This is a genomic window from Spirillospora sp. CA-128828, assembly GCF_050945415.1.
In the GTDB taxonomy this organism is placed as follows: Bacteria; Actinomycetota; Actinomycetes; order Streptosporangiales; family Streptosporangiaceae; genus Spirillospora.
This window is the reverse complement of sequence record NZ_CP191986.1, coordinates 1,413,323-1,439,734: the sequence shown is the minus strand read 5'-3', so window position 1 is coordinate 1,439,734 and position 26,412 is coordinate 1,413,323. Positions and strand designations below refer to the sequence as shown.

General features: G+C 70.2%; 28 protein-coding genes. 18 read left to right on the top strand and 10 right to left on the bottom strand.

The window, feature by feature from the left end:
- The first annotated feature begins 122 nt into the window (after nt 1–122).
- The 7 genes from ACQPXG_RS07445 to ACQPXG_RS07415 all read left to right on the top strand — a co-directional run bounded on the left by ACQPXG_RS07445 (nt 123) and on the right by ACQPXG_RS07415 (nt 6,902).
- Nucleotides 123–1,025: an ABC transporter permease gene (locus ACQPXG_RS07445; RefSeq protein WP_433466870.1), complete on the top strand. Its 903-nt coding sequence runs from the start codon at nt 123–125 to the stop codon at nt 1,023–1,025.
- Nucleotides 1,026–1,029: 4 nt separating this feature from the next.
- Nucleotides 1,030–1,809 carry an ABC transporter ATP-binding protein gene (locus tag ACQPXG_RS07440; RefSeq protein ID WP_433469915.1) on the top strand — a complete coding sequence of 260 codons (780 nt, stop codon included), beginning with the start codon at nt 1,030–1,032 and terminating at the stop codon, nt 1,807–1,809.
- Nucleotides 1,810–1,985: 176 nt separating this feature from the next.
- Nucleotides 1,986–3,395, top strand: coding sequence for an ABC transporter substrate-binding protein (locus ACQPXG_RS07435; RefSeq protein ID WP_433466869.1), 1,410 nt, complete (start codon nt 1,986–1,988; stop codon nt 3,393–3,395).
- A gap of 35 nt (nt 3,396–3,430) precedes the next feature.
- Nucleotides 3,431–4,504 carry an ABC transporter ATP-binding protein gene (locus tag ACQPXG_RS07430; protein ID WP_433466868.1) on the top strand — a complete coding sequence of 358 codons (1,074 nt, stop codon included), beginning with the start codon at nt 3,431–3,433 and terminating at the stop codon, nt 4,502–4,504.
- Nucleotides 4,501–5,445: a carbohydrate ABC transporter permease gene (locus ACQPXG_RS07425; protein WP_433466867.1), complete on the top strand. Its 945-nt coding sequence runs from the start codon at nt 4,501–4,503 to the stop codon at nt 5,443–5,445. Before ACQPXG_RS07430 ends, ACQPXG_RS07425 begins: the two co-directional genes overlap by 4 nt.
- Nucleotides 5,442–6,329 (top strand): carbohydrate ABC transporter permease, encoded by an 888-nt coding sequence (locus ACQPXG_RS07420; protein ID WP_433466866.1) that lies wholly within the window; start codon nt 5,442–5,444, stop codon nt 6,327–6,329. The genes ACQPXG_RS07425 and ACQPXG_RS07420 overlap by 4 nt, the downstream gene beginning before the upstream one ends.
- A gap of 51 nt (nt 6,330–6,380) precedes the next feature.
- Nucleotides 6,381–6,902 carry a YbhB/YbcL family Raf kinase inhibitor-like protein gene (locus ACQPXG_RS07415; protein ID WP_433466865.1) on the top strand — a complete coding sequence of 174 codons (522 nt, stop codon included), beginning with the start codon at nt 6,381–6,383 and terminating at the stop codon, nt 6,900–6,902.
- Nucleotides 6,903–6,980: 78 nt separating this feature from the next.
- Here the strand turns inward: ACQPXG_RS07415 and ACQPXG_RS07410 are convergent, their stop codons facing one another.
- A complete protein-coding gene (locus tag ACQPXG_RS07410) occupies nt 6,981–7,481 on the bottom strand; it encodes a MarR family winged helix-turn-helix transcriptional regulator (RefSeq protein WP_433466864.1) in 501 nt (166 codons plus the stop codon).
- Between the two features lie 89 nt (nt 7,482–7,570).
- On the opposite strand from ACQPXG_RS07410, the gene ACQPXG_RS07405 reads away from it, so the two are divergent.
- A complete protein-coding gene (locus ACQPXG_RS07405) occupies nt 7,571–8,260 on the top strand; it encodes a hypothetical protein (protein ID WP_433466863.1) in 690 nt (229 codons plus the stop codon).
- Between the two features lie 40 nt (nt 8,261–8,300).
- Here the strand turns inward: ACQPXG_RS07405 and ACQPXG_RS07400 are convergent, their stop codons facing one another.
- Complete coding sequence (locus ACQPXG_RS07400) at nt 8,301–9,275, bottom strand: ArsR/SmtB family transcription factor (protein WP_433466862.1); 975 nt, start codon at nt 9,273–9,275, stop codon at nt 8,301–8,303.
- Between the two features lie 59 nt (nt 9,276–9,334).
- Between ACQPXG_RS07400 and ACQPXG_RS07395 the strand changes: the two genes are divergently transcribed.
- Nucleotides 9,335–10,528, top strand: a complete 1,194-nt coding sequence (locus tag ACQPXG_RS07395) for an MFS transporter (protein WP_433466861.1) — start codon at nt 9,335–9,337, stop codon at nt 10,526–10,528.
- Between the two features lie 118 nt (nt 10,529–10,646).
- Here the strand turns inward: ACQPXG_RS07395 and ACQPXG_RS07390 are convergent, their stop codons facing one another.
- Nucleotides 10,647–11,963 (bottom strand): KamA family radical SAM protein, encoded by a 1,317-nt coding sequence (locus ACQPXG_RS07390; RefSeq protein WP_433466860.1) that lies wholly within the window; start codon nt 11,961–11,963, stop codon nt 10,647–10,649.
- A 392-nt stretch (nt 11,964–12,355) separates the two neighbouring features.
- On the opposite strand from ACQPXG_RS07390, the gene ACQPXG_RS07385 reads away from it, so the two are divergent.
- From ACQPXG_RS07385 to argS, 6 genes are all read left to right on the top strand, one after another.
- The gene (locus tag ACQPXG_RS07385) at nt 12,356–13,081 is read left to right on the top strand and encodes a DUF998 domain-containing protein (RefSeq protein WP_433466859.1); all 726 of its coding nucleotides are present in this window, start codon (nt 12,356–12,358) and stop codon (nt 13,079–13,081) included.
- Entirely contained in the window at nt 13,072–13,950 is an 879-nt protein-coding gene (locus ACQPXG_RS07380; protein WP_433466858.1) for an alpha/beta fold hydrolase, read from the top strand. The genes ACQPXG_RS07385 and ACQPXG_RS07380 overlap by 10 nt, the downstream gene beginning before the upstream one ends.
- On the top strand, nt 13,947–14,318 hold the full coding sequence (locus ACQPXG_RS07375) for a hypothetical protein (protein WP_433466857.1): 372 nt from the start codon (nt 13,947–13,949) through the stop codon (nt 14,316–14,318). The genes ACQPXG_RS07380 and ACQPXG_RS07375 overlap by 4 nt, the downstream gene beginning before the upstream one ends.
- 154 nt (nt 14,319–14,472) lie before the next feature.
- The gene (locus tag ACQPXG_RS07370; RefSeq protein WP_433469914.1) at nt 14,473–14,901 is read left to right on the top strand and encodes a hypothetical protein; all 429 of its coding nucleotides are present in this window, start codon (nt 14,473–14,475) and stop codon (nt 14,899–14,901) included.
- A gap of 125 nt (nt 14,902–15,026) precedes the next feature.
- Nucleotides 15,027–16,250: a phosphate acyltransferase PlsX gene (gene plsX, locus ACQPXG_RS07365; protein ID WP_433466856.1), complete on the top strand. Its 1,224-nt coding sequence runs from the start codon at nt 15,027–15,029 to the stop codon at nt 16,248–16,250.
- A 52-nt stretch (nt 16,251–16,302) separates the two neighbouring features.
- Nucleotides 16,303–18,048, top strand: a complete 1,746-nt coding sequence (argS, locus tag ACQPXG_RS07360; RefSeq protein ID WP_433466855.1) for an arginine--tRNA ligase — start codon at nt 16,303–16,305, stop codon at nt 18,046–18,048.
- A 15-nt stretch (nt 18,049–18,063) separates the two neighbouring features.
- Here argS and ACQPXG_RS07355 read toward each other — a convergent pair whose 3' ends face one another.
- The 6 genes from ACQPXG_RS07355 to deoC form a co-directional block, all read right to left on the bottom strand.
- Nucleotides 18,064–19,014, bottom strand: coding sequence for an LLM class flavin-dependent oxidoreductase (locus ACQPXG_RS07355; RefSeq protein WP_433466854.1), 951 nt, complete (start codon nt 19,012–19,014; stop codon nt 18,064–18,066).
- Nucleotides 19,011–19,259 (bottom strand): DUF2630 family protein, encoded by a 249-nt coding sequence (locus ACQPXG_RS07350; protein ID WP_433466853.1) that lies wholly within the window; start codon nt 19,257–19,259, stop codon nt 19,011–19,013. Before ACQPXG_RS07350 ends, ACQPXG_RS07355 begins: the two co-directional genes overlap by 4 nt.
- A gap of 6 nt (nt 19,260–19,265) precedes the next feature.
- Nucleotides 19,266–20,135, bottom strand: a complete 870-nt coding sequence (locus ACQPXG_RS07345) for a hypothetical protein (RefSeq protein WP_433466852.1) — start codon at nt 20,133–20,135, stop codon at nt 19,266–19,268.
- 82 nt (nt 20,136–20,217) lie between these two features.
- The gene (locus ACQPXG_RS07340) at nt 20,218–21,096 is read right to left on the bottom strand and encodes an aldehyde dehydrogenase family protein (protein WP_433466851.1); all 879 of its coding nucleotides are present in this window, start codon (nt 21,094–21,096) and stop codon (nt 20,218–20,220) included.
- The gene (locus ACQPXG_RS07335) at nt 21,089–22,522 is read right to left on the bottom strand and encodes an aldehyde dehydrogenase family protein (RefSeq protein ID WP_433466850.1); all 1,434 of its coding nucleotides are present in this window, start codon (nt 22,520–22,522) and stop codon (nt 21,089–21,091) included. The genes ACQPXG_RS07340 and ACQPXG_RS07335 overlap by 8 nt, the downstream gene beginning before the upstream one ends.
- Nucleotides 22,523–22,528: 6 nt before the next feature.
- On the bottom strand, nt 22,529–23,452 hold the full coding sequence (gene deoC / locus ACQPXG_RS07330) for a deoxyribose-phosphate aldolase (protein ID WP_433466849.1): 924 nt from the start codon (nt 23,450–23,452) through the stop codon (nt 22,529–22,531).
- A gap of 267 nt (nt 23,453–23,719) precedes the next feature.
- On the opposite strand from deoC, the gene ACQPXG_RS07325 reads away from it, so the two are divergent.
- Both ACQPXG_RS07325 and ACQPXG_RS07320 read left to right on the top strand, forming a co-directional pair.
- The gene (locus ACQPXG_RS07325) at nt 23,720–24,445 is read left to right on the top strand and encodes an NUDIX domain-containing protein (RefSeq protein WP_433466848.1); all 726 of its coding nucleotides are present in this window, start codon (nt 23,720–23,722) and stop codon (nt 24,443–24,445) included.
- Between the two features lie 154 nt (nt 24,446–24,599).
- The gene (locus tag ACQPXG_RS07320) at nt 24,600–24,935 is read left to right on the top strand and encodes a hypothetical protein (protein WP_433466847.1); all 336 of its coding nucleotides are present in this window, start codon (nt 24,600–24,602) and stop codon (nt 24,933–24,935) included.
- On the opposite strand, the gene ACQPXG_RS07315 is transcribed toward ACQPXG_RS07320, so the two are convergent.
- Nucleotides 24,925–25,338: a winged helix-turn-helix transcriptional regulator gene (locus tag ACQPXG_RS07315; protein ID WP_433466846.1), complete on the bottom strand. Its 414-nt coding sequence runs from the start codon at nt 25,336–25,338 to the stop codon at nt 24,925–24,927. The two genes, ACQPXG_RS07320 and ACQPXG_RS07315, sit on opposite strands and share 11 nt — an antisense overlap.
- A gap of 94 nt (nt 25,339–25,432) precedes the next feature.
- On the opposite strand from ACQPXG_RS07315, the gene ACQPXG_RS07310 reads away from it, so the two are divergent.
- Nucleotides 25,433–26,380, top strand: coding sequence for an NADP-dependent oxidoreductase (locus ACQPXG_RS07310; protein ID WP_433466845.1), 948 nt, complete (start codon nt 25,433–25,435; stop codon nt 26,378–26,380).
- Nucleotides 26,381–26,412 lie beyond the last annotated feature (32 nt).

Sequence of the window (26,412 nt, the reverse complement as noted above, 5' to 3'; positions counted from 1 at the left end):
CACATGCGGGCGAACGTCACTCTCGACTCACCGACTGCAATAGGCTTCGCGGCATGAGTCACCCGGAAAGGCTCGCTTCCCCGGGTGGCGAGTCGGTCGGAACGATCGCGGAGTCTCCTCACGTGAACGAGACGCTGGCCGACTACGCCGCACGGTATGGCCTGAGGCAGAGCGCTGCGCGCCCCCCGCTGCGCAAGTACATCCAGGATGTTTGGGCTCGCCGGAACTTCATCTGGGCGTTCGCATCCGCCAAGAACATCTCGATGTACACGGACTCGCGCCTGGGTCAGGTATGGCAGCTGCTCACCCCGCTGCTGAACGCGGCCGTCTACTATCTGATCTTCGGAAAGCTGCTGAACACCAGCCGGGGGTTGCCGGACTTCATCCCCTTCCTGGTGACCGGCGTCTTCCTCTTCGGCTTCACGCAGCGCTCCGTCACCTCGGGGTCCAAGTCGGTCGGCGACAACCTCTCCCTGATCAGGGCGCTGCACTTCCCGCGCGCGACGCTGCCGCTGGCCATCGCGGTCGTCGAGTTCCAGCAGCTGCTGCTGGCCCTGGTCGTGCTCTTCGCGATCATCTTCGCGAAGGGGGAGCCGATCGACCTCGACATGCTGCTGTTCGTCCCGGTCGTGGGGCTCCAGCTCATGTTCAACGTCGGCATCAGCATGGTCATGGCGCGGCTGGGCGCGTTCAACCGGGACATCACCCAGCTGCTGCCGTTCGTCATGCGGACCTGGCTCTACATGTCCGGCGTGATCTTCAGCCTGCCGTCGCTGATGAAGCCGGGCTCCCGGCTGGCCGAGTACCCCTGGCTGGCCGAGCTCCTGAAGGCCAACCCGGCGTACGTGTACGTCGAGCTGAGCCGGCACGTGCTGCTCGGCAAATACCGTGAGCACGTCGAGGCCGTCTACAACATGGACACGTCGGGGCAGCTGTGGCTGTACGCCGTCCTGTGGGCCGTCGTGATGCTGGCCGGCGGATTCCTGTTCTTCTACCGTGCCGAGGAGCGATACGGCCGTGGCTGACACTATGGTCCGCGGGGCGCTGGACATCGACCCGACCCGGGAGCCGATCGTCGTCGTGGACGACCTGCACATCGTCTACCGGGTGTACGGAGCGGGCGGCAAGGGCAACGCCGCGTCGGCGATGTCCCGTGTCCTGCGCCGCAAGCACCGTCCCTCGATGACCGAGGTGCACGCGATCAAGGGCCTGTCGTTCGTGGCCTACCGGGGCGAGGCCGTCGGGATCATCGGCACCAACGGCTCCGGCAAGTCGACGCTCCTCAAGGCCATCGCGGGGCTGCTGCCCCCGCACAGCGGCGGCGTCTACACCGACGGGCAGCCGTCCCTGCTCGGCGTGAACGCGGCCCTGATGAAGGACCTCACCGGCGAGCGCAACATCGTCCTCGGCTGCCTGGCCATGGGCATGTCCCCCACCGAGACGAAGGCGAAGTACAAGGAGATCGTCGACTTCGCCGGTCTCAAGGAGGGCTTCATCCAGTACCCCATGCGGACGTACTCGTCCGGCATGGGCGCCCGGCTCCGGTTCGCGATCGCCGCGGCCAAGACCCACGACGTGCTGCTGATCGACGAGGCCCTCGCCACCGGCGACGCCAAGTTCAAGAAGAAGAGCAAGCGCCGGGTCGACGAGCTGCGCAAGGATGCCGGCGCGGTGTTCCTCGTCGCGCACCAGCTGGACACGGTCAAGGAGATGTGCGACCGCGTCATCTGGATCGACGAGGGCCGCATGCACATGGACGGCGACCCCGAAGAGGTCGTCGCCGCGTACATCGAGGCCACCGGCAAGTAACGGGCGCACGAAAAGCAGCCGTCGGGCGGGGCCGCAAGGAGCCGGTGGCCGGTGCCGCGGGGGCGGGTGTGCCCTGCGGTGCCATAGTGACGCAGAGTTATCGGATCGTCGCTGGATGGTGCGGCCTAGCGGATCTACGGTCGTAAGGGAGACCTTCAGCGGCGAGGGAGAATCCCATGGCCGAGCGGCTCAGCCCCATCAGCAGACGCGGCTTCCTGTCCTCCACGGCGCTCGCGGCGGGCGCTTACGGCGTCCTGGCGGCGTGCGCCAGCGAGACCAGCGGCCCACAGGCGAAGAGCTCCGGGAACGCGCCGAAGGAGGTGTTCACCTCCCCCGCGAAGAAGCTGAGCGGCTCGCTCAGCATCCTGATGTGGAGCCACTTCGTGCCCCGGCACGACAAGTGGTTCGACAAGTTCCTCTCCGACTGGGGCAAGAAGGTCGGGGTGAACGTCCGGGTCGACCACATCAACACGGTGGACGTCCCCCGCCGGGCCGCGTCGGAGATCCAGGCGGGACGAGGCCACGACCTGATCCAGCACATCGCGCCGTTCTCGCAGTACGAGCCGTCCGTCCTGGACATGACCGACCTCGTCCAGGAGGCCAGCAAGCGGTGGGGTAAGCAGCTGGAGCTGTGCCGCAAGTCGAGCTACAACCCGAACACCAGGCGGTTCTACGCGTACTGCCCCGGCTGGTCGCCCGACCCGGGCGACTACCGCAAGTCGATGTGGCAGAAGGCGGGGATGCCGAACGGGCCGGCGAGCTGGGACGACCTGCTGCGCGGCGCGTCGGAGATCAAGAAGCAGACCGGGGTGCCGTGCGGGATCGGGCTGTCGCCGGAGACCGACTCGAACATGGCGGCGCGGGCACTGCTGTGGTCGTTCGGCGGGTCCGTCCAGGACGAGAACGAGAAGGTCGTGCTCAACTCGGACGCGACCGTCGCCGCCGTCGAGTACATGGCGCGGCTGTTCAAGGGCGCCGAGACCAGTGAGGTCTTCTCCTGGACGCCCGCGTCCAACAACCAGGCGCTCATCGCCGGCAAGTCGTCCTACATCCTGAACTCGATCTCGGCGTGGCGCACCGCGATGGGCACCAACCGGACGATCGGCGACGACATCTTCTTCGTGCCCGCGCTGCGCGGCCCGAAGGCGGCGCTGGCGGCCCAGCACGTGATCCAGCAGTGGATCGTCCCGAAGTACGCGGCCAACCCGGACGCGGCGAAGGAGTTCCTGCTGCACTACACGGCGAACTTCCCGTCGGTGTCGTACTACTCCGAGCTGTACGACCTGCCGGGGTGGCCGTCGATCGTGCCGCAGCTGAACGGCTGGCTCGACGACGACCCGTGGGGCGCCAAGCCCGCGAACAAGCTGAGCCTGCTGAAGACGGCGACGTCGTGGAGCGCGAACATCGGCTACCCGGGCCCGTCCAACCCGGCGATCGGCGAGATCTTCAACACCAACGTGCTGCCGACGATGTTCGGCCGCGCCGCCCGCGGCCAGGCGTCCGCGGGCCAGGCGGTCGCGGAGGCGGAGAAGCGCGTCAACGCGATCTTCGGCAACTGGCGCACCCGCGGCCTCGTCGGCGGCTGACCCGAAGTGAACAGCGCCGAGCGGAGGCGAGGCAGTTGAACACGGTTGAGGTCAAGGGGCTGGTGAAGACCTTCGACGGGCATGTGCGGGCGCGGCGCGGGCGGTCGGAGCAAGTGCGGGCGCTGGACGGCGTGGATCTGGCGGCCGAGCCCGGGGAGTACCTGGTGCTGCTCGGGCCGTCCGGCTGCGGGAAGACGACGCTGCTGCGCACGATCGCGGGCCTGGAGCAGCCCACCGAGGGCGAGGTGCTCATCGGCGGGAACGTGGTGAACGGGCTTCCGCCGCGGGTCCGGCAGATCGCGATGGTCTTCCAGTCGTACGCGCTCTATCCGCACAAGACGGTGAAGGACAACATCGTCTTCCCGTTGCGCGCGGAGGGCATGGCCCGTGACGAGCGGGAGCGCAAGGCGAAGTGGGCGGCGGACCTGCTGGAGATCGAGCCGCTGCTGCGCCGCAAGCCGCGTCAACTGTCGGGCGGGGAGCGGCAGCGGGTGGCACTGGCACGCGCTCTCGTCCGGGACCCGGCGGTGTTCCTGCTGGACGAGCCGCTGTCCAACCTGGACGCGAAGATGCGCGCGACGGCGCGGGACGAGCTGAAACGCTTCCAGGAGCGGGTCGGGACGACCACGATCTACGTCACCCACGACCAGGCGGAGGCGATGGGCCTCGGGGACCGGATCGCGGTGCTGGAGCACGGCCGGGTCCGGCAGATCGGGACGCCGCAGGAGGTGTACGACGACCCGTCCGACACGTTCGTCGCGACGTTCATCGGGTCGCCGCCGATGAACCTGGTGAGGCGGGACGACGCGCTGGTGGGGTTCCGTCCCGAGCATCTGCTGCCCGCCGGGAACGTGGTGTCCGAGCCGCGGCTGACCATGCCGTTGCAGGTGGAGCGGGTGGAGTACCTGTCAGGCGACCGGCACGTGTACGGCACGGTCACGGGCATCGGCGAGGAGACCCGCGTCATCGCCCGGCTGCCCGCCACCGTGGAGACGCCGCTGGAGGCCGGGGAGACGCACGAGTTCGCGGTGCCGTCGGACAGGCTCCGGTTCTTCGACGCCGGATCGGGTGCCCGCACCGCCGCCGTGCCCCTCGGGGACGCGCCATGACGCACGCGCGGACCGGCGCGAAGCCCGTCATGGTCGAACCGCCGAAGGTGCGCACGAAGGCGGCGCTGTCCGACCGCGAGGGGTTCCTCGCGTGGGTGATGCTGCTGCCGTCTGTCGTCTACATCATCGCGCTGGTCGGCGTTCCGTTCCTGCTGGCCATCGCGTTCGCGTTCTCGGACGTGACGACCGGCGACCCGTCCTTCGACTTCGTCGGGTTCCGCAACTTCGACGAGATCTTCGGGGACGGGGTGTTCTGGCGTGCGCTGCGGAACACGCTGATCTTCACGCTGGTGAGCATGGTGCTGATCGTCGTGTTCGGGAAGATCCTCGCGAACATCCTGGTCGCCGACTTCCGCGGCAAGTGGTTCGTCCGGTTCCTGGTGCTGCTGCCGTGGACGACGCCGGTGGCGCTGTCGACGATCTCGTGGCTGTGGTTCCTGGACTCGATCTACTCGCCGCTCGACTGGGTGCTCCGCCATCTCGGGCTGATCGACGCGAACGTCGTCTGGCTGGGGCGTCCCGGCACGGCGATGGCGTCGGTGATCGCGGTGCAGACATGGCGGCTGACCCCGCTCGCCGCGGTGATCGTGATGGCCGGGCTGGTCGCGATCCCCCGCGACATCGACGAGGCCGCCCGGATCGATGGCGCCGGGTTCTGGCGGCGGATGTTCGAGGTGACGATCCCGCTGACACTGCCGGTGATCGCCGTCGCCGGCCTGTTCGGCGCGATCATGACGTTCACCGACATGACGGTCCCGTACGTGCTGACGCGGGGCGGCCCCACGCACTCGACGGACGTGCTGGCGTCGTGGGCGTACTTCCGGGGCATCGAGGGCGGGGACGTCGGCCAGGGCGCCGCCATCGCGCTGTTCCTGTTCCCGCTGCTGCTCGCGGGCGCGGTCGCGATCCTGCGCACAGTAAGACGCCTGGAGGCCGGATGATTACGACCACCGCGCAGGACATGGCGGGGCTTCGGCGGCGGTACGCGCGGCGGCACGTGGCGGCCCGGTGCGGGGTGTACGCGGCGGCGATCCTCTCGGCGCTGGTGTGCGCGCTGCCGTTCCTGTGGAGCGTGATCAGCGCGTTCAAGCAGAACCAGGACCTGTACAACCCGGAGAGCAACCCGTTCTTCTTCAACAAGCCGGCGACGCCCGACCACGTGACGTTCCTGTTCACCGACACGCCGTTCCTGACGTTCGTGGCGAACACGCTGATCGTCGGCGCGGCGGTGGTGGCGATCACGCTGCTGCTCGCGCTGCCGGCCGCCTACTCGCTCGCGCGCCTCGACCGTCCGTGGGGCACCCCGATGGGCATCGCGATCTTCATGGTGTACCTGGTGCCGCCGTCGCTGCTGTTCCTGTCGCTGACCCGCGTCGTGGTGGCGCTGCACCTGGAGGACACGCTGTGGTCGATGATCGTCGTGTATCCGACGATCACGATCCCGGTGTCGGTGTGGCTGCTGATCGGCTTCCTGAAGGCGGTCCCGAAGGACGTCGAGGAACAGGCCATGGTGGACGGCTACAGCCGTCTGGGCGCGTTCCTGCGGACGGTCCTGCCGCTGGTGTTCCCGGGGATCGTCGCGGTCGTCGTGTTCAGCTTCACGCTCACGTCGAGCGAGTTCGTGTACGCGCTGGCGTTCGTGTCGGCGAGCCCGGAGATGGTGGTCAGCACCGGCGTGCCGACCCAGCTCGTCCGGGGGGACGTGTTCTTCTGGCAGTCGCTCCAGGCGTCCACCGTGATCACCGCGGTGCCGATCGCGTTCCTGTTCAACCTGTTCCTGGACCGTTTCGTCACCGGGTTCACGATGGGTGCCGTCAAGACGTGAGGCCCCTGATAGAGATGGGGGGTCACGCAGATCCTGATGTAGGAGGTCGCCATGGCCGGCAAGCCGCCGCTTCCGCACGAGCACCTGCCCGAGGTCCCGTCGTTCACCGTCACCAGCGACGACGTCACCGACGGCGAGCGGCTCGCGGACAGGCACGTGTTCGACGACTGGGGGTTCAGCGGCGGCAACGAGTCCCCGCACCTGCGGTGGTCCGGTTTCCCGGCGGAGACGAAGAGCTTCGCGGTGACCTGCTACGACCCGGACGCGCCGACGGGCAGCGGCTTCTGGCACTGGTCGCTGTTCGACGTCCCCGCGTCCGTGACCGAGCTGCCCGCGGGAGCCGGAGCCGAGGACTCGAAGGTCGGCGTGCACGCCCGCAACGACTACGGGACCAAGGCGTTCGGCGGCGCCGCCCCGCCGCCCGGCGACCCGCACCGCTACGTCTTCACCGTCCACGCGCTGGACGTGGAGTCGCTCGGCCTGGGCTCGGACACCTCGCCGGCCGTCGTGGGCTTCAACATCACCGCCCACACCCTGGCCCGCGCAACGATCGTGCCCGTCTACGGCACCTGAGGCGTCCGCCGAGCCGAACGTTCTCCGAGGCCGTCCCGCGTTCCGGGACGGCCTCACCCGTCTCGACCCCCGCCCTGCTCACCCCGCCCCGCCCGGCTTGAGGCGCCGGAAGCCGGGGTGGACGCCCATGCCGAGCCCCTGCTGCTCGGCCACGCGCTCCAGCAGCGTCTTCAACCGCCGGTGTTCGTCTTCTGAGAGCGCCTGGGTCATCTCCTTCTCGTGCGCCGCGCCCGCCTCCGCGAGCCCGCCCAGCAGGGTGAACCCCTTCTCGGTCAGGTACAGCGCGTAGAGGCGCCGGTCGCCGGGATTCCTGCGGCGTTCGATCAGCCCCCGCTCCTCCAGTTCGTCCGCGAACGGGACGAACCGGCTCGGCGGCATGCCGAGCGAGTCGGCGAGTTCCCGCTGGCTGCGTCCGGGCGCACCGGCCAGCATGCGCAGCAGCCCGGCCTGCGGCGGCGTCAGCTCCAGTTCGGCGATCCGCTCGGCGAACCGGCCGGCCGCGTGCGCACCCAGCTGGGCCAGCAGAAACGCCACTCCGACCGGGATCGCGGGACCGTCACCCTCACGATTCATGCTCATGTGTACATGATAGCGGCTTGACAATCGTTCTACTTTGTAATCATTATCGTTCGTATAGCACTTCGCTGAACGCGACCGAAGGAGATGTCATGACCACCGCTTCCGTCCCGGACCGTCCCGCGACCGCGGGCCGCCGGCCGCAGTCCGGACCGCCGCTGCTCGCCCCGGTCCTGTCCTTCACCGCGCTGACCATTGGCTACGTGATCGCCAACCGGTCCACCCCGCATCCCGGCGCGACGGGCGCCGAGGTGCTGCGGTACGCGCAGGAGCACGGCACCGCGATCAAGGCGGGCTCCTGGCTGCTGCTGGCCTCGGCGATCCCGCTGGCGCTGCTGGCGGCCGTCCTCTACCGGCGGCTGCGCGCCCTCGGCGTCACGGCGCCGGGCTCGGCGATCACCCTGGCCGGCGGGCTGCTGGCCTCCAGCGCGCTGACGCTGAGCGCGATGCTCGCCTGGACGGGCGGCCGGCTGCCGGACGACGCGAGCCCGGCGCTCGCCCGCGCGCTCGCCGACCTGTCGTTCCTGGCCGGCGGCCCCGCCTACGGCGCGGGCTTCGCGATGCTGGTCGCCGGGATCTCCGTGACCGGCCTGCTCGCCCGGCTGCTGCCGCGCCCGCTCACCTGGATCGGGCTGGGCCTGGCCGTCGCCGGGATGCTGTCCACGCTGACCCTGCTCGCCGACGGGTTCGCGCCGCTGATCCCGGTCATCCGGTTCGGCGGCCTCCTGTGGCTGGTGGCCGCGGCGGCGCTGCTGCCGCGCACCCGCCACAAGCGCTCCTGAGCCCCCGCACCGAGGCCGTCCCGGAACCCCCGGGGCGGCCTCAGTCGTCCCCCACGAGGACGTCGCCGACGGCCGTCCGCCGGTAGAGGACGGACCGGCCGCTGCGCTCCCTCATGACGAGCCCGGACGCGCGCAGCACGGCGAGGTGGTCACCGATCCCGCCGACGCTCATCCGCAGCCGCGCGCTCAGCCAGGTGGTCGTGGCGGGATCGGCGAGCAGGCGCAGCAGGTCGGCGCGGGTGCGTCCCACCAGCTTCGCGAGCGCGTCGGAGCCACGCGGCGGGCGGCTCTCCCAGAGCGCCGCCACCCCCCTGGCCCGGTACATCAGCGTGTACGGCCAGTCCTGGTCGAGCGCGGCGCCGAGCTCGGAGAAGACGACCGGCACGAACGTCAGCCCGGCCCCGCCGAGCCGGAAGGTGGCATCGGCGCGGATGTCCGCCTCGATCACGCCGTCCCGCCAGCGCACCTGGCGGGACAGGCCGTCCAGCGCCTCCGCCCAGCCGTAGGCGGCCAGCCGTCCGGCGCGATGGACGATGTCGCGCTCCAGGATCGACCGCAGCACCGTCCAGTCGGGTTCCAGCAGGGCGCGCCAGGCGGTCTCCAGCCCGGTGGCGAGCCGTTCGACCATGTCGGGGGCGTCCAGCACGTCCCGGACGACTGCGTCCGGCTCCGGCAGCCCCTCCAGGTTCCGGGCGATCTCCCGGCGTGCCTGGTCGAGCGGTGTCGCGCGCACCGTCGCCAGCTGCTCGGCGACCGTGAGGTTCGGCCGGGCGGGCGGCGGGACGACGAAGTCGGCCATGTACCCGTGCGGGCGGCGCAGGAAGGCCAGTGCCCGGACGGCCGGATCGCCGGCGACCCGCCGGTACGCCGGGCGGGCCCGCTCCACCCACGGCCCCAGCGGACCGATCGGCATCCGGCCTGCGAGCAGGCCGAGCGCACTGTGCACCTCGATCAGGGGCGCGATCCCGAACCGGCTGGCCGCGAGGTCGCCCGGCCCCACCTCGATGCGGTACATGTTTCGCTCCTCCCCGAAACATTGTCCCGGACGGCGGCCGCGATCGCAGAGTCAGCGTCATGACCGCTCCCCCGACGGCGACCGCCCGGTACCGCGACGTGTTCGGCGTCCCCGAGTTCCGGACGCTGTTCTCCCTTCAGACGCTGCAAGTGGCCGGCGACTCGATCCGCACGATCGCGCTGTCGGTCCAGACGTTCGAGCGGACGGGCTCACCCGTCGCCGCGGCGCTCGTCTTCGCCGCCGGGATGCTCCCTTACGTGATCGGCGGCGCCCTGCTGCTCTCGCTCGCCGACCGCGTCCCGGCGCGGCGGCTGCTCACCGGCTACCACCTGCTGCGCCTGGCGGTCACGGCCGTCCTCGCCCTGGGCGGCCTGCCGCTGCCGCTGGTCATGGCGCTGCTCGTCGTCGTGGGGCTGTTCGCGCCGGTCGGAGGGGCGACCGTCCAGGCCCGGCTGCCGGCCCTGCTGCCGGGGGACGGCTACGTGCTCGGCCGGTCGCTGTTCACGATGACCAGCGCGGGCGCCCAGATCGCCGGTCAGGCGGCGGGCGGGCTGCTGCTGGCGGTGCTCACCCCGGCCGGGACGCTCTGGCTCGCGGCGGCCGGCGCGGCGCTGGCCGCCGTGCTGGCACGGTTCCGGCTCCCGGACGCCGCGCCGCCCTCCCGTCCGCCGTCCGCGGGGATGGCGGCCGAGACGTGGCGGACCAACCGGCGCCTGCTGGGCGGCCGCGGCACGCGGGGACCGCTCCTGGCGGGCTGGCTGCCGATCTCCCTGTCGGTGGGGGCGGAGGGGATCGCCGTCCCGTACGCGGGGCACCTGGGCGATCCGGACGCGGCCGGGCTGCTGCTGTCCGCCGCAGCCGCCGGGATGTTCGGGGGGAATCTCGTGGTGGGCCGCTGGGTCCGCCCGGACCTGCGGGAACGTCTCACGCTGCCGCTGGCCGCGCTGACCGGCGCCCCGCTCCTGCTGTTCGTGTTCGGACCGGGCCTGCTCCCGGCGTGCGCGCTGATGGCGGCCGGGACGTTCGGGCTGGGCTACGAACTGGCCGTCCAGCGCCGCCTCGTGGACGCGGTGCCCGAGGAGATCCGCGGGCAGGCGATCGGCCTGTACGGCAGCGGCCTGATGACCGGCCAGGCGGCCGGCATCGGCGCGGCGGGCGCCCTGGGCGAGATCATGGCGCCCGGCCACGTCATGGCTCTGTGCGGCGCCGCCGCCCTGGTCGCGTGCCTGTTCCTCACTCGCCACCTCCGCTGACCTTCGGGCGCGGGGGCCACAGCAGCCAGGCCTGCAGCAGCCAGGCCTACTCACTTGGGCCGGGTACGTACCCAGATGGCGTGTTCGCCCTAGGCCGGGCGAACACGCCACACGGCGGTTACTTCTGCCAGGGGAAGCGGTCGGCGAAGGCGGGCTTCAGGTCGTCCAGCCAGACCGCGTCGGGGTCGTACTGGGCGAAGAAGGGCTTGCCTACCAGGTCGGCGTCGCGGCACTGGATGAAGTGCAGCGCGAACACCTTCTGGCCCATCAGGTCGATGACGCCGTCCACGCAGACCTTGCCCGGGGTCGCCGACATGGACGGCCCCCGGACGGTGCGGGAGAGCCCGGAGACGTTCTTGTAGGCGTCCCGGAAGATCTCGTACGCACGGTCGAGCGGGACGGCGAAGTAATCCTGCGGTCCCGTGTCGCGCTCGATGAACATGTAGTACGGGACGAGTCCCATCCGCGTCTGGGTGCGCCACATGGACTCCCACGTGGCGGCGTCGTCGTTGATCATCCGGATGAGCGGGGCCTGGGTGCGGATGATCGCACCGGTGTCGCGGATGCGGCGGCACGCCTCGGCGACCATGAGGGGCTCCAGCTCGCGCGGGTGCGTGAAGTGCGCCATGAACGCGAGGTTCTTGCCCGACTCCACGACCTGCTCGAACAGCCGGAGCATGTCGTCGGCGTCGGGATCGGTGACGAACTTCTGCGGCCAGTAGGCGAGCGACTTGGTCCCGATCCGGATGGATTCGAGCTGCTCCAGGTCGAGCAGCGGCTCGATGTAGCGGCGCAGCACCGGCTCGCCCATGATCATGGCGTCACCGCCGGTGAACAGGACGCTGGTCACCTCGGGATGGGAGAGGAGGTAGTCGCGCAGCGCGGTGGGCTCGTCGCCGGCCATCTTCAGGTCCGCCTCGCCGACGAACTGGGCCCAGCGGAAGCAGTACGTGCAGTACGCGTGGCAGGTCTGTCCCTGCTTGGGGAAGTACAGGACGGTCTCGTCGTACTTGTGCTGCATCCCCGGGATCTTGCCGTCCCCGAAGCTCGGGATGTTCAGCTCCATCTGGCCGGCGGGGTGCGGGTTCAGCCGCATCCGGACCAGGCGGGCGGCGGCCTCGATCTCGGCCTTCGGGGCCTCGCGGCGCAGCAGGTCCGACAGGTGCGCGACGTCCTCGGCGGGGAGCATGTCCTCCTGCGGGAAGACCAGCCGGTAGATCGGATCGTCGGGCGCGGCCGACCAGTCGATCAGTTCGTCGATCACGTAGGCGTTCGTCCGGAACGGCAGGACCGTCGCCACGGCCCGGGTCGCGAGGCGCTGGGCGGGCGACAGCCCCGCACGAGCTGTGAGCTCGTCGAGGTGCTTCGCCGTGAAGGCGCGGAACTTGCGACCTGTGGATCGCACTGCGGGCGCCGCGTCGTTCACCAGTGTCACGTGTTGGTACTCCTTGCTGTCAGCGGGGAAACGCACAGCCGGGCGGGATCGCACCCCCGGTGCGTCGTCACGGACCGTGATCAGTTCTGCTTGAGACACCCCCATTCAACCCTTTGGGACAGGTTAATGCCGAATTAATACCCCCTACCGGTGAGGGGCAACGGCTGGTCACGGACTATCCCGACATATCGCCTCGTCATCATGCTGGACGTCCCGCCGCTTGTACAACGACTACGGCACGTCAACTTCCCCATCACCCTGCGGCAAGGCTTGGGCCAGCGGATACTCGTCAAACGCCGCCCCAGGTCACCGACCGGCGGGATCTTCGGAAATACTGGACGGGGCGGGCAGGACCGATCGGCGCACGATCGTGCGAGCGTGAGGGGAGCCGGGTGGACTCTGACGAGCGGGAAGGGCCGGGCGTCGTACCCATGCGCGTGATCGTCCTCGCGCTGGTGGCGGCGATCAGCTACGGGACGTTCTTCCTGGAGAACGTGCTCAGCCCGAAGCTGGACTTCCTCAACGGCTACGTGAGCGAACTGTCGGCCGTCGACCAGCCGTTCCACCTCGTCTACAGCGGCGGCGACTTCATCACCGGCGTGCTGTCGATCCTGGTGTCGGTCGCGACGCTCCGCAGGCTCACGCGCAAGCCCCTGGCCACGGCCGGGTGGACGTTCCTCGGGCTCTTCGGCGTGTGCGCCATCGGCGACGCGTCCTTCCCGCTGGACTGCGCCCCGAGCCTGGAGACCTGGTGCGCGCTGCGGGAGCGCTCCGAGAACGTGTCGTTCTCGCACGAGTTCCACTCGGTGACCAGCAGCGCCGTGATCGTCTGCGGGGTGGCCGCGCTGCTGCTGCTGTCCCTCGCCGCCCGCCGGTACGGCTGGTGGCCGGCGCTCGCCCGCTGGGGCTGGCTGCTCGCGCTCGCCGAGACCGTGTTCGCACTGAGCACGCTGGGGGCGATGTACCTGGGACAGTGGCTCGGAATCGTGCAGCGCGTGCAGATCACCGTCCTGTGCCTGGGGCTGCTGACGATCGCATGGGCGCTGTACTCCGACCGGCGGGACGCGGCACGGGACGCGCGGGAAACGTCGGCGGCGCGGGAGGGGGCATGTCTGTGAACGGTGCGGGCGAGATCGTGAACGTGGGCCGCGAGCAGGTGCACGTGGTCGATTCGGGGCCGCTGGACGCACCACCGCTGCTGCTGAGCTCCGGGCTGGGCGGCGCCTGGTTCGACTGGACCCCTGCGGTGGCACTGCTGCGCGACGAGTACCGGGTCACCGTGTTCGACCGCCCCGGCCTCGGCCTCAGCCCGGCGGCGGTCGCACCGCCGTCGCTGCGCCGCGACACCGCGATCATGGAGGCGCTGGCGGAGCGCACCGGACGGCCGGTGACCGTCCTCGCGCACTCGATGGCGGCGTTCCACGCCGAGGCGCTGGCCAGGCTGCGGCCGGAACTCGTCCGGGGCATGGTGCTGGTCGATCCGAGCTACGAGCGCGACCCGCACGTGAGGGTGCGGGTCGCCGCCGCGCTGACCCCGCTCGCCACGGCGACGGGCGCGTTCCTCGGCGCGACGCGGCTGGCAAAGGCCGCCGGGCCGCTCGGGCGGCGGCTGGTCCTCAAGCACACCAGCCGGCGCGACGAGGCCGTCCCGGAGGACGTCGTACGGTCGGTGTACGGGCGCGGCACGGTGATCGGCGCGGTCATCGCGGAGGAGCTGGCCTACCGGGAGGAGGCCGCCGACCTGGCGCGGCTGCGTGAGCGGCGCCCGTTCCCGCCCGTCCCTCTGACCGTGGTCACCGCACTGGGGGACGTGGAGAAACCCGACAAGAAACGCGAATGGTCCGAGGACCACGAGCACCTCGCGCGGATGAGCCCGCGGGGCGGCCGGATCGAACTGCCGGACGCCCTGCACATGGTGCCGCTCGACCGTCCGGACGTGGTGGCCGACGCGGTCGCCGGCCTGCGCCGGGCGGAGATCGCCTCATGAGACGCGTTCCGGCCGTGCTGCTGGCCGTCCTGCTCGCGGTGACCATGTCCGGCTGCAAGGTCATGCAGAGGATCTCGGACGGGGCGTACCGCAACGCCGTCACCGACGGCGTCGTGGACGAGCTGAAGGCGCGGGGGATCGAGCTGGAGGCCCGTCCCACGTGCGAGTCGCCGGGACGTGAGAGCGACTCCGTGGTGCGCGTCGGCTGCACGGCCCGCACCACGACCGGCGAACCGGTCAAAGTGGAGGGCGTCGCGCTCAACGCCGACACAGCCGATCCACGGGAGTCCTACGTCGTCACCGTGGGCGGGCGCGAGGTGCTGCGCAAGGACTGCCTCGGCCTCGGCTGCGACCAGCAGAACCGCTGAGCCGGCAGGACCGGCCCGGGGCGCGGGGCAAAGGAAGCCGGGCAAGGAATCCGCATACGGAACGGAAAAACCCACCACCCGGTGCATACGCCCGCGTACCGTCGGTGACGTAGCCATTGTGAAGATACCTCGCGTGAACATGGCCCGCGTGAAGATGGCCCGTCTGAAGGTGCCGCGCCTCAAGATGAGCCGCACCATGGCTCTGATCCTGGGTTCCGCCGCGCTCCTCGTGGTCGTCGCGGTGGCCGGCGGCGCGTACCTGCTGCTGTCGGGCCACGAGGAGTTGACCTACAAGACGCAGGCCGCGCTGCGCAAGGCGCTGCCCGTCACCGCCACCGCCGAGTTGCACAAGCGCGGCGTGACGCTGACGTCGGCGCTGAAGTGCGAGGACCTGCCCGGCTGGACGCCGAGGAAGATGCGCGTGTCCTGCACCGGCACGACCTCGGACAAGAAGCCGGTCGAGGTCATCGGCAGCGGCGAGCAGGCGACCCGCAAGAACAACTACACGATCCTCGTGGACGGCCGGCCGGTCGTGGAGAACGCGCCGTGCCTGGGTGCCGACTGCGTGAAGAAGGAGGGCTGACCGGGACGGCGTGACGATCGCCACTCCGGCCGGGCACCGTCAAGACGGGTGGAAGAACGCCATACGATGCGATGAGCTGCGTTCTTGCGGCGCACCGCGTTTCCTTCCATCCTCCTGGAGCGGCCATGACCGGCACCGGCGAGCCGTCGCGCGCCGCGACGCCTCGCCCCGCGGTGCTCCGCCGACCGGCGACGGTGCGCCCGCTGCCGATCGCGGTCGACACGATGGGCGGCGACCACGCCCCGGCGGAGATCATCGAGGGCGCGGTCGACGCGGTCCGCGAGCACGGGGTCCGGGTGGTGCTGGTCGGGCAGGCGCCGCGGATCCGGCGGGAGCTGGACCGGCACGGCGCCGTCGGCAAGATCCCGATCGTGCACGCCGAGGAGGCCCTCGACATGGACGAGGGCGCGCTCGCCAGCTGGCGCAAGCCCCGCTCGTCCATCGCGATCGCCTGCCACCTGATCAAGCAGGGGCGGGCGTCGGCGCTGGTGTCGGCGGGCAGCACCGCCGGGGTGGTGGCGACGTCACGGCTGCGGCTGAAGGGCCAGCAGGGCGTGATGCGGCCGGCGATCGCGGTGACGCTGCCGACGCGTCCGCGGCCGACGATCCTGCTGGACGCGGGCGCCACCTCGGACGTCAAGCCGGAGACGCTCGTCCAGTTCGCCGCGCTCGGCACCGCGTACGCGCAGATCCTGCTGGGGCTGGACCGCCCGTCCGTGGGGCTGCTCAACATCGGCGCCGAGCCGGGCAAGGGGAACAAGCTCACCAAGCGGGCCCACGAGCTGCTCGCGGGCGGCAGCCACGGCATCGAGTTCGCCGGGAACGTCGAGGGCCACGACCTGCTCGGCGGCCGCGTGGACGTCATCGTCGCGGACGGCTTCACCGGCAACGTCGCGCTCAAGACCATGGAAGGGACGATCGGCACCGCGTTCGCCGAGATCCGCGACACGATGACGTCCAGCCCGGCCGCCCGGATGGGCGCCCTGCTCCAGCGCCGCCGCCTCCAGGACCTGCGCGACCGCCTCGACCCCGACACCTACGGCGGCGGCGTCCTGCTCGGCCTGAACGGGACGGTCGTCATCGCGCACGGCGCCTCCCGCGCCCGCGCCGTCACCTCGGCCTGCGACCTGGCGCACCGGCTGGCCGCCGGGCGGATCGTCGAGCGGATCCGCGAGCAGGTCGCCGCGACCCGCACGTCACGCTTCGGCCGCTGGACGCACGGCGAACGCGACTCGGAGCGGCAGGACCGGGCCGATCGGCCGGAGCCTCCCGCCGAAGAGGCCCCGGAGCCCCCCTCCCCCGCCGCGAACACCGTCCCCGATCCCCAAGAGCCGCCCGCCACGTCGTGACCGTCCGGAAAACCGGGTCGGGACGTGGGCGCGTCGCCGATAACCTTGGAACATGCCCGATCCGCAACTCGTACTCGCCGCCCGGGTCCAGGCCGCGCTGAGCGCCGCCTTCGGACCGTCGTACGCGGACGCCGACCCGGTCATCCGGCCGTCGCAGTTCGCCGACCTTCAGGCCAACGTGGCGCTGCCGCTGGCCAAGAAGCTGGGCCGCAAGCCGCGAGAGGTGGCCGACGAGATCGTGCGGAACCTCGACACCGCCGGCGTGGTGTCGGACGTCGAGGTCAGCGGGCCGGGCTTCATCAACCTGACCCTCAGCGACGCATGGATCGCCGGCGAGGCGCAGCGGGCCCTGGAGGACGAGCGGCTCGCCGTCCCCGCCGCCGGGGAGCCACAGAAGATCGTCGTCGAGTACTCCTCGCCGAACGTGGCGAAGGAGATGCACGTCGGTCATCTGCGGACCACGATCGTCGGGGACGCGATCGCGCGGATCCTGGCGTTCCTCGGCCACGACGTCGTCCGGGACAACCATGTCGGCGACTGGGGCACCCCGTTCGGCATGCTGATCGAGCACCTGCTCGACCTCGGTGAGGACGCCGCCGCGCGGGGCGACTCGTCCGTCAGCGACCTGACCGCGTTCTACCAGGCGGCGCGGGAGAAGTTCGAAGGCGACGAGGAGTTCGCCAACCGGTCCCGCGGGCGGGTCGTCGCCCTCCAGGCGGGCGAGCCGGAGACGCTGCGGCTCTGGAACGTCCTCGTGGACGTGTCCAAGCGGTACTTCAACGCCGCCTACGGGCAGCTCGGCGTCACCCTCTCCGACGACGACATCAGGGGCGAGAGCTTCTACAACGACCTGCTCGCCCCGACCGTCCAGGAGCTTGAGGACAAGGGCATCGCGGTGATCAGCGACGGGGCGCTGTGCGCGTTCCCGCCCGGCTTCACCGGCCGCGAGGGCGAGCCCCTTCCGGTGATCATCCGGAAGAGCGACGGCGGTTACAACTACTCCACCACCGACCTCGCGACGATCCGGTACCGGGTCGACATCGAGCACGTCGACCGGATGATCTACGTGGTGGGCGCGCCGCAGTCGCTGCACTTCCAGATGGTGTTCGCCGTCGCGCGGCTGGCGGGCTGGCTCAGCGACGAGGTACGGGCCGAGCACGCGCAGATCGGCAACGTCCTCGGCACCGACGGCAAGATCCTGCGGACCCGGGCCGGCGGCACCGTCAAGCTCTCCGAACTGCTGGACGAGGCCGTCGAGCGGGCGGGCGCGGTGTTCGACGAGATCCAGCACGACGAGCCGTTCGACGACGCGACCCGGGCGGAGATCGTCCAGGCGGTCGGCATCGGCGCGGTGAAGTACGCCGACCTGTCGGTGGCGCGCGACAGCGAGTACGTCTTCGACTTCGACCGGATGATCTCGTTCAACGGCAAGACCGGCCCGTACCTGCAGTACGCGACGGCGCGGATCCGGTCGATCTTCCGGAAGGGCGACCTGACACCGGAGGACGCGACCGGCCCGATCGTCCTCGGCCACCCGGCCGAACGGGCGCTGGCACTGGAACTGCTCGGGTTCGGCGCCGTCCTGAAGCAGGCCGGCGACACCGCCGAACCGCACCGGTTGGCGAGCTACATCTACTCGGTCGCGGACGCGTACACGACGTTCTACGAGAACTGCCCGGTGCTCAAGGCCCCGGACGAGGCGACGAAGGCGTCCCGCCTGGCCCTGTGCGCGGCCACGCTGCGCACCCTCGTCACCGGCCTCGGCCTCCTCGGCGTCCCGACTCCGGAACGCATGTAGCAGGCGCCCGCACGGTCAGGACAAACCGGCACCGTGGCGCGAGGACCGGCCGGCCTGCAACGAGGGCTCCAGGGGGTCGCCCCTCTGGGGAGATGCGGCCCGTTCGCGAGCGACCTGTTCGCGGACGGCGGGGACGACCTCCAGGGCGAACACCGGCAGCTGTTCGAGACCGCCGGCGAACAGGAACGAGTCGACGCCGTGGCCGACGGCCAGCTCGGTCAGCTCGTAGACCCACTGGCGCGGCGGGCCGTGCAGGAAACCCCGCGAGTCGCCCTCGTCGACCGCCCCTTCGAGGACGTAGACGCGGCGGATCTCGGCCGGTTCCCGGCCCGCCCGCAGTGCCGCCTCGTCGAGGCGGCGCTGACCGTCCACGAGCCGCTTCGGCGGCACGAGGGACGACGGCGCGATCCAGCCGTCGGCGACCCGCCCGGCCAGGTCGAGCCCGCGCGGCCCGGTGACGCCGAGCCAGATGCCGATCTGGTGCACGGGCGCCGGACCGGCCTGCGACGCCGCGAACCGGTAGTGCTCGCCCTTGAACCGCAGCCCGTTCTGGTCGCTCCAGTGCAGCCGGATGATCTGCACCGCCTCCTCCAGGGCGCGGCGGGCCGCCGCACCGCCGAGCCGCGGGCCGCCGTAGATCTCGATGCCGTCCGGCGACATCCCCGAGCCGAGGCCGAGCTCGACGCGGCCGCCGCTGAGCCGGTCCATCGTCGCGATGGCCTTCGCGAGCGCGGCGGGCGGGCGCAGCGGCAGGCACGCCACCGCCGGCAGCACCCGGATCCGGGACGTGCCGGCCAGCACGGACGCCATCAGCGTGAGCGCGTCGGCCGTGTCGCGCCGGTACGGCTGGTCGCGGACGCCGAGGAGATCGAGGCCGAACCGGTCCGCGTCCTGCGCGGCCCTCATCAGCGGGGCGGACGAGTCCGCGGCCAGCGACACACCGAACCGCAGGGGCGCGCGCGTCACTGCAGGTAGCCTTCGACCTCGTCGGGCGGCCGGACGCCGGTGCCGTCGTCCGGGTCCTCACCGGCCTCCAGCCGGGCCCTGCGCCGGCGCAGCAGATCCCAGCACTGGTCCAGCGCGACCTCCAGCCGCTCCAGCCGCTGGTGCTCCTCCTCGCGACCGAGCTCGTCCCGCTGGTACCGCTCGCGGAGCCGCTGCTCCTCGCCCACGTACTCGCTGATGCGGGCCAGGATGTCCTTCTCGTCCATCGGCTTTCAGCGCTCGCGGCCGGCGTTCGTGAGCCCGCTGAGGAACCCGCCGTCCGTCCGCGTCGAATGCTGGAGCGAGTTCGTCTTCGGCTCGACGACGGGCGGCGTGGGCGCGGCCGCCGCCTTCGTGCCCTGCCGGGCGGGCGTCTTGCGGGTCGCGTTCCCGGACTTGGCGGCGGTCTTCGTTCTGGCCGCCCCCTTCGCCGCGCCGGACCGGGTGCTCGCCGTCGTCCGCGACGACGTCGACTTGCGGGCCGCGGTCGTCTTCGACTTGGGCGTGCTCGCCTTCTTCGCCGTGCTCGCCGTCTTGGTCTTGCGCGCCGTGGACGCCTTGGCCGCGGTCGTCCGGGCCGACGTCGTCGACCGCGAACGGCTCGACGCGGCCGATGGCTTGCGCGCCGTGCTCTTGGCCGACGACGGGCTCTTCCTCGCCGTCGTGCTCTTGGCCGACGTGGACTTGGCCGTCGTGGTGATGACCTTCGCCGCCGCGTCCATCGCCTTCGCGGCGTCGGACATCGCCTTGGTCGCGCTGGTCATCGCCTTGGTCATCGCCGTCATGGCCTTGGCCGACGTGGACGCCTTGGTCGCCACCGACTTCATCTGCGTCGCGGCGGTCTTGGCCTGGCTCGCGGCCTTCGTGACGCGGGTCGCCGCGGCCGCCGACGAGGTGGTCCGGGCGGCCGACGTCGACCGCTTCGCCGTGCTGCTCTTCGTCCCGGTCGAGCGGGACGTCGTGGACCGTGTCGACGACTTCGCCGCCGAGGTCCGCTTCGCCGCCGGCTTCTTCGCGGTACCGGACTTGGTCGCTGATGTGCTCTTCGTACGACCGGCCGTCCCTCGGCTCGACGTCGTACGCGATGTGGTCTTGGTAGGCACTGATCTCCCCCCAGTGATGATCAGTTACGGGGAGATCTATTCCACACTTCGTGACCCTCTACACACGCAGCGTCATGCCAGATCAGACGCCGACGGGGTGCCAGACGGTCTTGGTTTCCAGGAAGGCGGTCATGCGGGTGGTTGTGGGTTGGGTGGTCCAGTCGGTTTCGGTGGGGTGGTGGAGGCGTTTGAGGTTGCCGGCGGCTTTGTCTTGCAGGTCGTGGCGGTGTTCGCCTGGTGCGCCGGTGAGGTCGAGGGCGTTGATGTCCATGTGGGAGGCCAGCGGGGGGGCGAGTTCGGTGCGGTGGCCGGTGAGGATGTTGACCACCCCGGCGGGCAGGTCGGAGGTGGCCAGGACTTCGGCCAGGGTGATCGCCGGGAGCGGGGCGGGTTCGGAGGCGATGACGATGGTGGTGTTGCCGGTGACGATGACCGGGGCCAGGACCGAGACCAGGCCGAGGAGGGGTGAGTCGGGGGCGATGACGGCGACGACGCCGGTGGGTTCGGGGGTGGAGAAGTTGAAGAAGGGTCCGGCGACGGGGTTGGCGGCGCCGGTGACGGCGGTGATCTTGTCGGCCCATCCGGCGTACCAGACCCACCGGTCGATGGCGGCGTCCACTTCGGCGGCGGCTTGGGGTTTGGTGGCGCCGGTGTGGCGGAGTTCGTCGGTGAACTGGTGGCGGCGGCCTTCGAGCATTTCGGCGATGCGGTAGAGGATTTGGGCGCGGTTGTAGGGGGTGCGGGCCGACCAGCCGGTGAAGGCTTTGCGGGCCGCGACCACGGCGTCGCGGGCGTCCTTGCGGGACGCCTTGGCGGCGTTGGCCAGGAACCGGCCTTTGGTGTCGGTCACGGGGTAGGACCTGCCGGATTCGGAGCGGGGGAACGCGCCCCCGATGTACAGCTTGTAGGTTTTGCGCACGGCCAGCCGCTCGGGCGCTCGCTCAGAGGGTCGCTCAGACATTGAGGTAGTCCTTGAGTCCGTGGCGTCCGCCCTCGCGGCCGAACCCCGATTCCTTGTAGCCGCCGAACGGGGAGGCGGGGTCGAACTTGTTGAAGGTGTTGGCCCACACCACCCCGGCCCGCAGCCGTTGCGCGGTCCACAGGATCTGCGAGCCCTTCTCGGTCCAGATCCCCGCCGACAACCCGTACGGGGTGTTGTTGGCCTTCACCACGGCCTCATCAGGGGTGCGGAAGGTAAGCACCGAAAGGACGGGCCCGAAGATCTCCTCGCGCGCGATCCGATGCGACTGCGCCACCCCGGTGAAGATCGTGGGCGCGAACCAGAACCCCTGCGCCGGGAGTTCACAGGGGGGCGACCACCGCCCGGCACCCTCGGCCTCCCCGGCGGCGGTGAGTTCGCGGATCTTGGCCAACTGTTCGGCGGAGTTGATCGCGCCGATGTCGGTGTTCTTGTCCAGGGGGTCACCGACCCGCAGGGTCGCCATCCGCGCCTTCAACCGGTCCAGGACCTGCTCGGCGACCGATTCCTGGACCAGCAGCCGGGACCCGGCGCAGCACACATGCCCCTGGTTGAAGAAGATCCCGTTCACGATCCCCTCGACCGCCTGATCCAGGGCCGCGTCCTCATAGACGATATTGGCGGCCTTGCCCCCGAGTTCCAGGGTGAGGCGTTTGTTCGTGCCGGCCAGGGTGCGGGCGATCTGGCGGCCGACGCCGGTGGAGCCGGTGAAGGCGACCTTGTCGATCCCGTCATGGGCGACCAGCGCGCGGCCGGTGTCACCGGCACCGGTGATGATGTTGACCACCCCGGCCGGCAGGTCGGCCTGGCGGCAGATGTCGGCGAACAGCAACGCCGAAAGCGGCGTGGTCTCGGCCGGTTTCAACACCACCGTGTTCCCGCAGGCCAGGGCGGGGGCGATCTTCCAGGCCAGCATCAGCAGCGGGAAGTTCCACGGGATCACCTGCCCCGCCACCCCCACCGGCCCGGGGTTGGCCCCGAACCCGGCGTGGGAGAGTTTGTCGGCCCACCCGGCGTAGTAGAAGAACCACGCCGCCACCAGCGGCACGTCCACATCCCGCGACTCGCGGATCGGTTTGCCGTTGTCGATCGACTCCAAAACGGCCAGCTCCCGGGAGCGTTCCTGGATGATCCGCGCGATCCGGTACAGGTACTTGGCCCGCTCGGCGCCGGGCATCGGCCCCCACACCGTGTCGTAGGCGGCCCGCGCCGCGGTCACGGCACGATCCACGTCGCTGTCGTCGGCGCAGGCGATGTCGGCCAGCACCGACTCATCGGCGGGGTTGATCGACTTGAACGGCTCGCCGTGCCCGTCGACGAACTCACCGTTGATGAACAGCCCGTAGCAGGCGCGGATATCGACGACGGCCCGGGACTCGGGGGCCGGCGCATACTCAAACACTGCCATGATCCCTCAGTCCAGGGTGAAGTAGTCGGGACCGGAATACACACCGGTGGCCAGCTTGCGGCGCTGCATCAGCAGATCGTTCAACACACTGGAGGCGCCCAGCCGGAACCAGTCGGGGGACAGCCAGTCCGGCCCGGCCGTCTCGTTCACCAAAACCAGATACTTGATCGCGTCCTTGGTGGTGCGGATCCCCCCGGCGGGCTTGACCCCCACCTGCCGTCCCGACGCCGCCCGGAAATCACGCACCGCCTCCAACATCACCAACGTCACCGGCAACGTCGCCGCCGGAGAGACCTTCCCCGTCGAGGTCTTGATGAAATCGGCGCCCGCCCGCATCGCCAACCACGACGCACGCCGCACATGGTCGTAGGTGGCCAGCTCACCGGTCTCCAAGATCACCTTCAGATGCGCCGCACCACACGCATCCTTCACCGCCACGATCTGCTCGAACACCGTCCCGTAATCACCGGCCAGGAACGCACCCCGATCGATCACCATGTCGATCTCGGCCGCACCCGCCGCCACCGCCGCGCGAGTGTCGGCCAACTTGGCCTCCAACGGCGCCCGCCCCGACGGAAACGCCGTCGCCACACTGGCCACCCCGATCCCCGACCCAGACAGGGCCCCGACGGCGACATCCACCATGTCGGGATACACACACACCGCCGCCACCTGCGGCACCGAGGCATCCGACGGGTCGGGGTGGGCGGCCTTGGCGCACAACGCCCGCACCTTCCCCGGCGTGTCCGCACCCTCCAACGTCGTCAGATCCACCATCGAAATCGCCAGATCGATCGCCGCCGCCTTCGCCGACGTCTTGATCGACCGCGACGCCAACCGCGCCGCCCGCTCCTCGGCCCCCACCTGATCCACACCCGGCAGACCACGCAGGAACGCACCCAGTTCGACAGCGCTGTTCAGAGTCTCCATTGACACGCCTCAAGCATCGCCGAATCACGCTCCCGGCACAAAACGGACGGCTTGATCGACCAGTGACCGCCTTCAGCCGCTCGGGGGCGGAGGACGCGCCGTCGGACGACCTGTAGAGGGCCCACACCACGGGCAGGTGTCGCCCTGCGGAACCTGGTGCCTCACGGCGCGCGAATCCGACACATTAGAAATTTGCAAACAAAAGGGAAATTCTTCCGTACGACTCGGGGACCCGACTCGATCCCACCACCGCTCCGCTCTCGGGGGTTGCCGAAGATCATCCGTTCCGGACGGTCGTCACTGCGGCCCAAGGCCGTACAGGCATCGAAAACAAAACCACGACAGGAGTTGGTCGGGATGAATAAACCCACCATCAGCGAATGGCAGAAGTGCGACGGGTTGTGCGTCACAATCCTGCCGTTCGACGACGAAGGCAATCTCTGGGCCGGCGTCAGCCGGCAGACGGGCGGGATCTACTGGCCCGCCGGTCACATCGACGAGTTCCGAGGGTCCGCCCGTGCGGCCACGGGTGAGCTCTCGGAGGAGATGGGCTTCAGGGCCCGTCGCCTGAAGAAGCTGAACTCGGAGATGATCTGGACGCCGAACAACTGCCAGCGCGAGTACAGCTTCAAGGAACGTGGACACTGGTGGGACCTCTACCAGGCCCTGGTCGACGGGACGCCTCGTCTCGAGTCCAGGGCTTTCAAGAGCGCCCGCCTGTTCACTCCCGCGGAGCTGCGGTCTCTCGGAGATCGGACGCTGTGTTCCCTACACGAGCAGACCTCGGGATACACGCGCCGGCTGGGTCAGGACGGCGAGTTCATCGATCCGCTGTGGCTGCTCTTCCTCTCGGAGGCCGGCCTCATCGACCTGAACGAGGAAGACCTCGAACTGGTCATGCTGGTCGTCGCGAACTCGGAGAGCCTGCCGGCAGGGCCTCCCGGGGCACCAGACCCGGGTCGGCCGGACGCGCGGGCCGGCGGTCCTCGGTAGAACAGGCGCGCGACCTCGCGGGCGACGTGGAATGAATTCACGTCGTGACCACATGGAGTGCGCGGGCACACGGTTTTCCGCGCCACCGTCGCGGAGACCTCTACACGGACCGGAATGCCCCTGACGGGCGGATTCCGAGCCAATCGATTTCCGGGTGGGCAAGGCTCAGTTGCCCGCCCGGAAATCTTGTCTCGCCGACCACTTGGCCGGAATTGACTTCGACCCCGCGCAGCTCTTCGCCGCCGTACTCAGATCGATCGCCTCGGCCTTAGCCGACGTCTTGATCGACCGCGACGCCGACCGCGCCGCCCGCTCCTCGGCCCCTGCCCGATCCACACCCGAGCAGACCGCGCAGGAACGCACACAGTTCGGCAGCGCTGTTCAGAGTCCCATCAACTCCCCAGCCCGGCGGCGACCGTCCAGAGCGGCGCGGCTCCCGGTGGCGACGGCGAACCTCGCCCCTTTCGAGCCGGAGGCGATCAACCGGTGACCGGCTGTACCTCCTGGGCGGCCCGCGCGTCGTAGTCGTCGCGGGCGTCCAGGACGGCGTTGATGTTCTCCTCGGACCAGGTGCGGATCGCATGCATCAGCGCGGTGACGCTCTCGCCCAGCCCGGTGGCCGCGTATTCGACCTTTGGCGGAATGGTGGGGTACACCGTGCGGGTGACGAGGCCGTCCCGCTCCAGGGTGCGCAGGGTCTGGGTGAGCATCTTCTGGGTGACGCCGTCCAGGCGGCGCCGCAGCTCGCCAAAGCGCATCGGGCCGCCTGACAGTGCGCCCATGACCAGCATGGTCCATTTGTTGGCGAGTACATCCAGGATCTGACGGGAAGGGCAGGCGGCCAGATACGCATCCGCGCCGCCGTAGAAGCGCAGGTTGTCAGTGGTACCCATGAGGTACCTATATACCTTCGAAGTGCCTTCTGTTCAATGGGTACCGCCCTGCCGAAGATAGGGACATCCCGAACGACTCTCCGAACAGGAGTGCATGACGATGCGCGCGATCACCCAGAAGACCTTCGGCAGCCCTGAGGTGCTGGAGCTCGTCGACGACGCACCCAAGCCGGCACCTGGACCGACGCAGGTGCTGGTCCGGGTCAGGGCGACCAGCGTCAACCCCGTGGACCTGTTCATCCGCTCCGGTGCCTTCCCGTTGCTGGGCGAGCCGCCTTTCGTCCTGGGCTGGGACGTCTCCGGGGTGGTGGAGCAGGTCGACCCGGGTGTGCACCGGTTCAAGGTCGGCGACGAGGTCTACGGGATGCCGTACTTCCCGGCCGCGGCCGGGGCGAGCGCCGAGTACTTGGTCGCCCCCGCGCGACAGTTGGCTCGCAAGCCCGCGGGGATCAGCCACGAGGAGGCCGGGGCACTGCCGCTGGTCGGCCTGACCGCCTGGCATGCACTGGTGGAGATCGCGCAGGTGCGGCCGGGGCAACGGGTACTGATCCACGGTGCGGGCGGCGGGCTCGGGCACGTCGCGGTGCAGCTGGCCAAGCACCTCGGCGCAGAGGTCATCGGGACGGCGAGCGCGGCCAAGCACGACTTCCTGCGCGGGTTGGGCGTGGACCAGCTGGTCGATTACCGGACCCAGGACTACACCGAGGTGCTCCGGGACGCGCCGGTGGACGTGGTGTTGGAGAGCCTGGGCGGTGGGAACGCAGAGCGTTCGTTCGGCGTGCTGCGGAAGGGCGGCGTGCTGGTGACGGCGGTGGAGCGGCTCGGCACCACACTGCCGGAGTTGGCAATGCAGTCCGGCGTCCGCTTCGCAGCGGTCGGCGTGGAGCCGGACCCTGCCGGCCTGGAGGCACTGACCGAGCTGGTCGAGGCGGGGAGACTTCGGGTGCACTTGCAGCAAGTTTTCCCACTGGAGAAGTTGCCCGAGGCGCACGAGGTGCTGGCTGCCGGCGGCGTGCAGGGCAAGCTTGCGATCACGGTCTGAAGCACCCTTGGTGACCTTGGTGCGCGGCTCTT